This window comes from Streptomyces sp. CNX435 (assembly GCF_059570575.1).
On record NZ_JCANTA010000041.1, the window covers coordinates 26,115 to 36,174 of the forward strand.

General features: G+C 71.9%; 8 protein-coding genes. 3 read left to right on the plus strand and 5 right to left on the minus strand.

The annotated features are described in order from the left end of the window. Positions 1-7: 7 nt before the first annotated feature. Entirely contained in the window at positions 8-256 is a 249-nt protein-coding gene (locus T328_RS34890; RefSeq protein WP_496500281.1) for a DUF6059 family protein, read from the minus strand. Between the two features lie 420 nt (positions 257-676). Between T328_RS34890 and T328_RS34895 the strand changes: the two genes are divergently transcribed. Beyond that, a complete protein-coding gene (locus T328_RS34895; RefSeq protein WP_496500282.1) occupies positions 677-3,379 on the plus strand; it encodes a LuxR C-terminal-related transcriptional regulator in 2,703 nt (900 codons plus the stop codon). 185 nt (positions 3,380-3,564) lie between these two features. Further along, positions 3,565-4,356, plus strand: coding sequence for a thioesterase II family protein (locus T328_RS34900; RefSeq protein WP_496500283.1), 792 nt, complete (start codon positions 3,565-3,567; stop codon positions 4,354-4,356). 87 nt (positions 4,357-4,443) lie between these two features. On the opposite strand, the gene T328_RS34905 is transcribed toward T328_RS34900, so the two are convergent. The 4 genes from T328_RS34905 to T328_RS34920 are packed head-to-tail and all read right to left on the minus strand — an operon-like array spanning position 4,444 to position 7,853. Then, the gene (locus T328_RS34905; RefSeq protein ID WP_496500284.1) at positions 4,444-5,643 is read right to left on the minus strand and encodes a 2-oxo acid dehydrogenase subunit E2; all 1,200 of its coding nucleotides are present in this window, start codon (positions 5,641-5,643) and stop codon (positions 4,444-4,446) included. Beyond that, complete coding sequence (locus tag T328_RS34910) at positions 5,636-6,640, minus strand: alpha-ketoacid dehydrogenase subunit beta (RefSeq protein WP_496500285.1); 1,005 nt, start codon at positions 6,638-6,640, stop codon at positions 5,636-5,638. Before T328_RS34910 ends, T328_RS34905 begins: the two co-directional genes overlap by 8 nt. After that, positions 6,631-7,581: a thiamine pyrophosphate-dependent dehydrogenase E1 component subunit alpha gene (locus T328_RS34915; RefSeq protein WP_496500286.1), complete on the minus strand. Its 951-nt coding sequence runs from the start codon at positions 7,579-7,581 to the stop codon at positions 6,631-6,633. Before T328_RS34915 ends, T328_RS34910 begins: the two co-directional genes overlap by 10 nt. Next, entirely contained in the window at positions 7,578-7,853 is a 276-nt protein-coding gene (locus tag T328_RS34920) for a phosphopantetheine-binding protein (RefSeq protein ID WP_496500287.1), read from the minus strand. The genes T328_RS34915 and T328_RS34920 overlap by 4 nt, the downstream gene beginning before the upstream one ends. Before the next feature lie 348 nt (positions 7,854-8,201). On the opposite strand from T328_RS34920, the gene T328_RS34925 reads away from it, so the two are divergent. Next, positions 8,202-10,060, plus strand: a 1,859-nt coding sequence (locus T328_RS34925) for a type I polyketide synthase (RefSeq protein ID WP_496500288.1), incomplete at its 3' end; no start/stop codon positions are given.

Below are 10,060 nucleotides of genomic sequence, written 5' to 3' on the forward strand. Positions count from 1 at the left end.
GCCGGGTCTACGTGCCCGGACCCTTCTCCTCGCCGATGGCGTCCGGGAGGGCGATGTCGTCCAACTGCCGCCGCAGAGCCTCCTCCTGCGCGGTCAGCGGCACGTCGGGGCGCAGCCGCTCGGGGTGTCCCGGTACGGGACCGGCCGGAGGCGGTGGCGGGTCGGGGAGAGCCACCGGGATGAACAACCACACCCGGCCGAGGGCGACGAAGGCTTCCTGCAGCGCGCGCAGCAGCCAGGCAAGGGCAGCAACCATCCGGGCAGAGTGTTGTGCGGCGCCAAAGTCCCGCCAAAGTCCCGCTGCGCGCCTCCCGTCCGGCGGACCCGCCGCCCCACGACGGGGTGCCCGCGGGCGGCGCCGCACGGCTCACACGCCGTCCGGTACGCCCGCGCTCGCTCCCGCAAGCGGGAGACAGTCGTGGATCGATGCGATTGTCCCAGGGGATGTATACTCCGCAGCACAACAACAGGGCCAGGATGAACGATACAAAACGGACCTGGGCATTATCTAGCTGCCTGAGAAAGTCCGGCCTTGCACAACCAAACCCAACCTGTGAAACTACTAACCGAATATGCGGAACGGCGCTTCCCCTGAGCGCCGTTTGACCTGGACTTGCTCAGGTGCGTTCCTTCACACGATGAATGAACTGCACCAACGGGAGGTGAGTAATCCGGTATGGCTTTCGTCATCCGTGCGGCCGAATTCGAGGCACTGCGGTCTGCTTTTTCTCGCTGCCTCCACGGAATGTCGCGCACAATTCTGATCGAAGGCGGCGTGGGCTGCGGCAAGAGCGCGCTGTTACACGCCATCACTGAACACGCGGCCGACATGGGCGCGACGATCCTCAGCGTCCAGGGCAGAAGCGTGTCGGCGCACCCGCCCATCTCCCTCTTCCAGCAGCTCGTCGCACAGGTGCCGGCCCCGCCGCCCGGCGAGGGCCCGGCGGGGGCCACGCCCGCACTGCAGTTCAGCGCCGCGCTGCCGCATGTCGCGGAGAACGGCGCGGTGGTGATCAGCGTCGACGACGTACAGGACATCCCCTGGTCCGAACTCGACTTCCTGCTCCAGGCGGTCAGCTGGCACCGCAGCCGGCGCACCCTCGTCCTGCTCTCCCACTGCCCGCACCTGCGCCATCGTGACCAGCCGGTCAAGACGGAGCTGCTGCGGCGGCCGAACGCCCAGCGCATCCACCTCCGCCCGCTGGACGAGCGGGGGGTGCGGGCGGCGGTCGCCACGCGTGTCAACCGGCCGCACGAGCAGTGGATCGACCTGCTGCACCACCTCAGCGGCGGCAGCCCACTCCTGCTGCGCGCGCTGCTCGAAGACCTCCGGGACGAGGACATGGAGGCGCGGCCCACGGGCACGGAGTCCTCGGCGGAGCTGGGGATGTACGGCCGTTCCGTCGTGTCCTGCCTCTACCGCAGCGGTGCCACCGCCGTGGAGCTGGGGCGGCTGATCTCCGTCCTCGGGGAATCGGCATCGACCGAGCTGCTGTCGCGCATGACCCGCATTTCCCCGGCCGTACTCGACCAGCAGTTGGAGGCCCTGCGTGTCTCCGGTGTCCTCGACGGCACGAATTTCCGGCACGAGAGCGCCGCCCGGGAAATTCTCGCGGACCTGGGGACCCTGCAGCGCAACGAACTGCACCGGCGTGCGGCCGTCGTCCTGAACAATGCGGGCAGTCCCACCACGGACGTGGCGCACCATCTTCTCGCCGCCCGGCACGCGGCAGAGCCGTGGCAGCGGTCCGCGCTGCGCGACGCCGCGGAGACGGCCATCGGCCAGGAAAACATCCGGTTGGCCGTCAGGTATCTCGAACTGGCGCTGGAAAACAGCCCGAACAGCCCGGATCGTATCGAGATATACCTGCGCCTGGCGCTCGTCACGCAGCGCATCAGCCCCGCGGCCACCGAAATCCGCCATCTGACCGCATTGCTCAGCGCCTTCCATGCGGACAAGATGCCCAGCACGGCGTACGACGGGCTCGCCGATCTGCTCTTCAGCTACGGCAAAATCCAGGAGGCGTTCGCCGTTCTCCAGCGGCAGGGCGCCGAGTCGACCGCCGCCGACGTCCGCGCCGGCGACCATCCCAGCGTCGCGTGGCTGTGGGCCTGGTACAGCCACCACTCCGCCGAGCAGTGGGGGGACGGGCAGGCCCAGCGCCCAGACGAAGGCGGCGGGCGGAGCCCGTACGCGACGGCGACTTCCCTGTTCAAGACCTTCGAGGGGTCGTTCCTGTACGGCGAGCGGGCCGACTGGGCCGCCGCGGCCGAGAACCTGCTGGAGGTCTCGACGCTCTCCGACTCCACCGTCTGGTCGCTGACCTGCGCGATCAAGACCCTCGTCATCGCCGACCGGCTCGACGCGGCCTGGCGGTGGTGCGAGTGGCTGGTCAAGGAGTCGGCGAGCCGGGACGCGCCCGGCTGGCAGGCCATCTTCTCGCTCCAGCAGGCGATGGTCGCGCTGCGGCAGGGAAAGCTGGCGGCCAGCATGGACTGCATCCGGGTGGTGGAGAGCGTCATCACCGAGCGCAGCACGGGGTACGCCTGTGCGACGGAGACCGTACTCGCGTCCCTGCACATGGAGATGGGGCGCTACGACGAGGCGGCGCGGCTATTCGCCAAGCCGGTTCCGCCCGCGTGGGAGAAGAGCGTCTACTGGCTCAGCTACCTGTGTACGCGCGGCAGCTTTCATCTCGCCACGAACCGGCCGCACTCGGCGCTCTCCGACTTCCTGCGCATCGGGAAGATGGCCGAACGCGCCCTCGTCGACCATCCCACGCTGGTGCCGTGGCGGCTCTACGTCGCGCAGGCGTGGCTGCAGCTGGGTGACAAGAAAATGTGTGCCCGCGTGCTCGGCGAGCACACCGCGCGCGCCCCCGGCCACGGCGGTCGCCACCACGCCTTGGTGCTGCGGCTGCGGGCGCGGATGGCGCCGCCGCACGAGCGGCCGGGCCTGTTGTTCCGGGCGATCGACGAACTCCTCGCCACCGGCGACCGGTTGGACCAGGCGCGTACGCTGCACGAACTCGGTGTGGCACTGCGCGAGCTGGGCCACGAGTCCTGGGCCGCCAGGGCGCAGGGCGCGGCCGTGCACATCGCCCGCAACTGCCTGCCCGACCAGGCCGTGGCGCGGGCGTTGGCGCCGGAGCGGGTGGGCAGGTCCACGCTGGACACACCGGACGGCCAGAAGCTGCTGACGCGGGCCGAGCACCGGGTCGCCGCACTGGTCGCGAAGGGGCTGACCAACCGTCAGGTCGCCGGCAGGCTGCACGTCACCGTGAGCACGGTCGAGCAGCACCTCACCCGCATCTACCAGAAGCTCCGCATCTCCCAGCGCGCCGACATCGGCAAGCGGCTGAAGAGCCTGGCGGCCTGACGGACGTTCCGTACGGGCGCGGCGGCGCTCTTCCCCGTGCCCGTACCCCACCCCTGTTTCTTTAGAAGCTCTTTGTCGGCCCGCAACCGCCGCCGGTAGCGTCGGTGGTGACAACGACTCGGAGTGCTCAAGGTGCGCTGTCCACCGTGTGCCGCCCGCTCGCACCCGGGAGAGCGCGGGAAGGCATGGCCTCGGTGCCCACACAGATCCCGTTCGACGAGACGTGGCTGCGCCGCTTCGGCGCGGCCGACCGGCCGGGCGTACGGCTCGTCTGCCTGCCCCACGCGGGCGGCGCCGCCACCACGTTCTTCCCGCTGCAGCGGGCGCTGCCGCCGTCCGTCGACTTCGTGGCCGTGCAGTACCCGGGCCGGCACGAGCGCCGGCACGAGCAGCCGCTGCGCGATGTCCACGCGCTCGCCGACCGCGTCGCGGACGTCCTCCGGCCGCTGACCGACCTGCCGCTGGTGCTCTTCGGGCACAGCATGGGCGCTGTCGTCGGCTTCGAGACCGCCGCCCGGCTGGAGAAGGACGGCGCCAACGCGCCCGTCGGCCTCGTCGCCTCGGGCCGGCACTCGCCCGCGACGCCCCGCGCCGAGAACGTGCACCTGCGCGACGATGACGGGCTCATCGCCGAGATCACCGCGCTCAGCGGCACCGACCCGCAGGTGCTGGCCGACCCGGACATGCGGGCGATGATCCTGCCGGCGCTGCGTGCCGACTACACCGCCGTGGAGAACTACCGCTACGACGGCGGCTTCGTGCTGCGCTGCCCGGTCTCCGTCTTCACCGGCTCCGCCGACCCCCGGGTGTCGGCGCAGGAGGCGGCGGCCTGGGAGGCGCTGACCACGGGCGCGTTCCGCGTCGAGCGGTTCGCCGGCGGCCACTTCTACCTCGACGGCGCGGAGCCGGCGGTGGCCGCGGCCCTCATGCGCGACGTCCGGACGTTCACGACCGCGGGCACCGCTCCGGCGCGCTGACGCGCGGTCACAGCTCCCGTACGGGCAAAGGGCCGGCCGGGTGTCCCGCAGCGGACGCCCGGCCGGCCCTGGTACGAGCCGAGGGCCTCAGGACTGCGGCTCCTCCGCGTGCTCCGGGCCGAGCAGCTTCTCCGGGGCCTCCAGCTGGGCCTTGAGCCGCTGCAGGAACAGCAGCGCGTCACGGCCGTTGAGGAGCCGGTGGTCGTAGGCGATGCCGAGATTGGCGACGGTACGGGCCCTGACCGTCCCGTCCGCGTCATGTACGAGTTCCTGCTGCGGTCCGGCGAGCGCCAGCGCGCACACCTGCCCGGGGAAGACGAACGGCACGGCGGCCACCACGTCGGCGTCGTTGTGCAGGGTGACGGTGATGTTCCCGCCGGACAGCTCGGACTCGCGGAAGGTGCCGGTCATCGCGGTGCGCCGGAAGCCGGAGACGGCTTCCACGATCTCCTCGAAGGCCAGTCCCGAGGCGCGTTCGACGACCGGTACGAACAGGCCCCTGCCCACGTCCATCGTCACCCCGACGTGCGCGGCCTCGGACTTCAGGGCCGTACGGTCGTCCACCAGCCGCGCGAAGAACAGCGGGAACGCCTCATGGGCGCGGGACACGGCGGTCAGCAGCAGCTCCGGCAGGCCGACCAGCCGGCGCAGCCGCCGGGCCGCGGCCGAGGCGCGCCACTGGGCCGCGCCGACGTCCACCTTGACCACGGTGTACGCGGCGGGGATGGTCTGCTGCGAGCGGGCGACGGAGCGGCCGACGGCCTGCTGCACGGGCGGCAGCGCGTGGGCCAGCGCGGGGTCGACGGCGGTGCCGTCCGGCTCGGCCGGCTGGGCTCCGGCCTGCTCCTCCTCCCGTATGCGGGCGGCGAGTTGCTCCACGTCGGTGCGCCGGACGACCTTCACGCCGAGGGCCCGGACCCGGTCCTCGGGGACCCCCAGCTCGGTCATCACCGCCCGCGCGGGGTTGGTGATGGTGACCGCCGCGCCGGCCGCCGCGCCGTCCGCGGGCCCGGTGCCGGCGGCCGGCTCGGGGGACGCGGGTGCGGGGGTCTCCCCGGGGGCGAGGACGTGGCCGATGACGTCGCCGGGGGCGCAGGCCGAGCCGGTGGGCACCGCCTGGTGCAGGTTGCCCTCGGCGGTGCACTCCAGTTCCTCGGCCGCCTTGGATGTCTCCACCACGACCACCGGGTCGCCCTCGGCGACCGGCTTACCCTCCTCGACCAGCCAGTCGACGAGCGTGTACTCGGTGTCGTTGTTGTTCAGTTTGGGCACACGGATCTCAGTCACGCAGAGCCTCCACAACCGCTCGCCGAATCGTGTCCGCGGACACCAGCACCCGCTCCTCCAGGTGCGCGGCGCTGGGGATGATGCTGTCCTCGGAGTGCACGAGGGTCACCGGGCGGGGCAGCTTCCCCCACAGCCGCCGGTGCACCTGCTGGGCAACCTCCGCGCCCCAGGTGCCGCCCGCGGTGCTCTCCTCCGCCACGCAGACCGCCTGCGCCGCGCCGAGGGTGCCGAGCAGCGGGCCGGGGTCGAACGGGTACAGGCGGGTGGGCACGAGGAGCAGCGCGGTGATCTCCTCCTCGACCAGCAGGTCGCGGACCGCCTCGCAGGCCCGGTGCGCGATGCCGCCGGGCGCGATCAGCACGACGTCGTACGTGTCCGGGTCGTCGACGTACACGCGGGTGACGTCGGGGGCGTCGGGGTGCCGGTCGTACGAGAGGAGGTCGTCGACGACCCCGTCCGCGAACATCTGCCGGGTGTACAGCACCTTGTCCTCGAAGAGCATGGCCGGTTCGGCCTGCGCCACGATGCGGGACAGCAGCTCGTACGAGTCGTGGAAGGGCGACATCTCGTACAGCGACAGGCCGGGGGCGCCGATGAAGTGCTTCTGCAGGCTCTGGCTGTGGGTGGCGCCGTAGCCGCGGCGCCCGCCCATCGGGCAGCGCACCACCAGCGGCATCGGCACCCGCCGGCCGTACATGGAGACCGACTTGCTGGCGAAGTTGACGATCTGGTCGAAGGCCAGGGCGACGAAGTCGCCGAACATGATCTCGACGACCGCCACGTCGCCCGCCAGCGCGAGGCCGGCGCCGGCGCCGACGATGCCCGATTCGCTGATCGGGGTGGTGATGACCCGGCCCGGATAGCTGTCGCTCAGCCCCTTGGTGACCTTGAACGCGCCGCCGTAGGGGTCGGCGATGTCCTCGCCGAGTACGTACGCCTCGGGCACCGTCTCCAGGAGCCGGTGCAGCGACCGGTTGATGTTCTCCGCTACTCGCACGACCCGCTCCACACCGCGGGCGGCCGGCCGGCCACGTCCCGCGCGATCTCGTCCACCTCGGCGCGTATCTTGGCGTCCCACCGCTCGAACTGCTCGGGGAACGCGGCCCGGTAGCGCCCGTACCAGTCGTGCTCGCGCGCTCGGTCCACCTGAGCGCGCGGCCGGGTGTCGTCGCCCTTGCTGTGCGGGCCGACCCGGTGCGTGGCGAACTCGACGACCAGCGGGGCGCGTTCGGCCCGCACCCGGTCCAGCAGGGGCGCCAGGCCGGTCCGGATGACGTTGACGTCGGCCGACTCCACCCGGTGGTGGCGCACGCCGAAGGCGGCGGCGCGGCCGGCGACGGTGCCGGCCATGTTCGCCTCGGCCGGCGTGGACTGGGCGATGCCGTTGTGCTCGACGGCCACCAGCAGCGGTACACGCCAGAGCTGGGCCATGTTCAGCGCCTCGTACACGGAGCCCTCACCCCAGGTGCCGTCGCCGATGAACGCGCACACCAGCGCGCCCGGGTCGGCCCGCACCTGGTGCAGCCCCACGCCCACGGCCACCGGAAGGCTCTCGCCCTGCACGCCGGTGGACAGGTAGCGGTCGCGCAGGATGTGCTGGCTGCCGCCGACGCCGGAGCAGACCGCGCCCTGCCGTCCCATGATCTCGGCCAGCAGCCCGGCCGGGTCGCGGTAGCGGGAGAGGTAGTGGCCGTGCCCGCGGTGGTTGCTGAAGACGTAGTCGCGCTCGTCCAGCAGCGGGCGCAGGGACACCGGCACGTACTCCTGGCCAAGGCAGGTGTGCGTCGTGCCGTTGAGGGCGCCCTGCCCGAAGAGGTCGAGCAGCTTGCGCTCGAAGTGCCGGATGAGGAGGAGGAGTTCGAGGTCCTCGTCGGCCGGCTCGGAGAGCGGGGGCGGCGGCGCCGTGGCGGCGCGGGGGGCGACCGGTGGTGCGGTCATCGCGCAGCCGCCGCCGGGTCGATCTCGACGATCGCCCGGGCCAGGTCGGCGATGGACTGCGTCTCGATGAAGGTCTCCAGGGGCACGTCCACGCCGATGTCCCGCTGGATGCGCATGGCGATCTCGATGATCAGGATCGAGCGCGTGCCGAGGTCGGGCAGGTTGCCGTCGACGCTCAGCCCGCCGACGTCCACCTGATGGGTCTCCAGGACGTCCCGCCAGATGGCGAGCAGCCGCTCGGACAGCGGCACGGGCGTGAGGGTGCTGGTCATCGTGAGGACTTCCTGTGCTCAGTCGGATTCGTACGACGGGCTCGTTCGCACACGCCACGACGGCGGGGCGCCACGCCAGTCTCAGCGTGACCGCGCGCACTAAAGCCCAGCTAAGACCACCCGTAGCTCCGCGAACCGCCTCGGACGGGGCTTAGCTGGGCTTTAGTGACCGTGCTTAGCGTCGAATCGCTTCCATGGATCACGTAGCGCTCTCCTGCGTACCGGGACTCCGCTCGCCGTCACTCGCCGATCCCTGTACGGACCCACGCAGGCGGCGCAGGCCGATCTCTGCGCGGCTCGGGATCGGGCCCGCGAACGCTGTGAAAGGGCTGACGGTAGCGGATGAGCATGAGCACCGAAGACAAACTTCGCGACTACCTGAAGCGCGTCACCGCGGACCTCCGCCGCACCCGGCAGCGCCTCGACGCCGCCGTCTCCGGCGAGCAGGAGCCCGTCGCGATCATCGGCATGGCCTGCCGCTACCCCGGCGGGGTCGCCTCCCCCGAGGACTTGTGGCGCGTGGTCCGGGACGGCGAGGACACCGCCGGCCCGTTCCCCACCGACCGCGGCTGGAACATCGAACGCGCCCTGGACAGCTCCGAGACGCTCCTGCCCGAGGGCCGCGACGCCCAGGGCTTCTTCCTGGACGACATCGCCGGCTTCGACGCCGACTTCTTCAGCATCTCCCCGCGCGAGGCACTGGCCATGGACCCGCAGCAGCGGGTGATCATGGAGATCGCCTGGGAAGCGCTCGAACACGGCCGCCTCGCACCCGGCTCGCTGCGCGGCAGCTCCACCGGCGTCTTCATCGGCGCCACCCACCAGGACTACGGCCCTCGGCTCAGCGACCCCGCGGAAGGGGTCGAGGGCCAGCTCATGACCGGCTCGCTGCCGAGCGTGATCTCCGGCCGGGTCGCCTTCGCGCTCGGACTGGAGGGCCCGGCGCTGAGCGTCGACACGGCCTGCTCGTCCTCCCTCTCCGCGCTGCACCTGGCGTGCCAGTCGCTGCGCCAGAAGGAGTGCAACCTCGCCCTGGCCGGCGGCGTCACCCTGATGCCGACGCCGGGCATGCTGGTCGACTTCGAGCACCAGGGCGGGCTCGCCCCCGACGGGCGCTGCAAGGCGTTCGCGGAGGCCGCGGACGGCACGGGGCTCGCGGAGGGCGCCGGGGTCGTGCTGGTCGAGCGGCTGTCGGACGCGGTACGCAACGGGCACCGGGTGCTGGCGGTCGTACGCGGTTCGGCGATCAACCAGGACGGGGCCTCCAACGGCCTCTCCGCGCCGAACGGTCCGTCGCAGCAGCGGGTGATCCGGCAGGCGCTCGCCCATGCGGGCCTGTCGGCTTCGGACGTGGACGCGGTGGAGGCGCACGGCACGGGCACGACGCTGGGCGACCCGATCGAGGCGCAGGCGCTGCTGGCGACGTACGGGCAGGACCGGGCGGAGAACGCGCCGCTGTGGCTGGGGTCGGTCAAGTCGAACATCGGGCACACCCAGGCCGCCGCCGGCGTCGCCGGTGTGATCAAGATGGTGCAGGCCATGCGGTACGGGGTGCTGCCCCGGACGCTGCACGTGGACGAGCCGTCGTCGCACATCGACTGGTCGGCGAAGACGGTGCGGCTGCTCACCGAGTCCACGGACTGGCAGAGCGCGGCCGAACGGCCGCGGCGGGCGGCGGTGTCGGCGTTCGGGATCAGCGGGACGAACGTCCACGTCATCGTCGAGCAGGCCCCCGGCGTGGAGGACGGCGCGGCGGCCGAGGCGGTCGCGCAGCCCGGCGGGGTGGTGGCATGGCCGGTCTCGGGGCGTACGCCGGAGGCGCTGGCGGAGCAGGCGCGGCGGCTGCATGCGTACCTGAGTGAGCATGGCGAGATCAGCGCGGGGCAGGCGGCGCACAGTCTGGTCGCCACGCGGTCTGCCCTCGGTCACCGGGCGGTGGTCGTGGGTGGTGAGCGGGAGGAGTTGCTGGAGGGGTTGGCCGCGGTGGCGGAGGGGCAGCCCTCGGCGCGGGTGGTCAGCGGCAGTGTCCAGACCGGTGGGAAAACGGTGTTCGTCTTCCCGGGCCAGGGAGCGCAGTGGGCGGGCATGGCGGCGGATCTGATCGAGGCCGAGCCTGTGTTCGCGGAAGCGATCGCCGAGTGCGAGGCCGCCCTGTCCGTCTACGCGGACGACTGGTCACTGACCGACGTGCTGTCCGACCCGGAGGG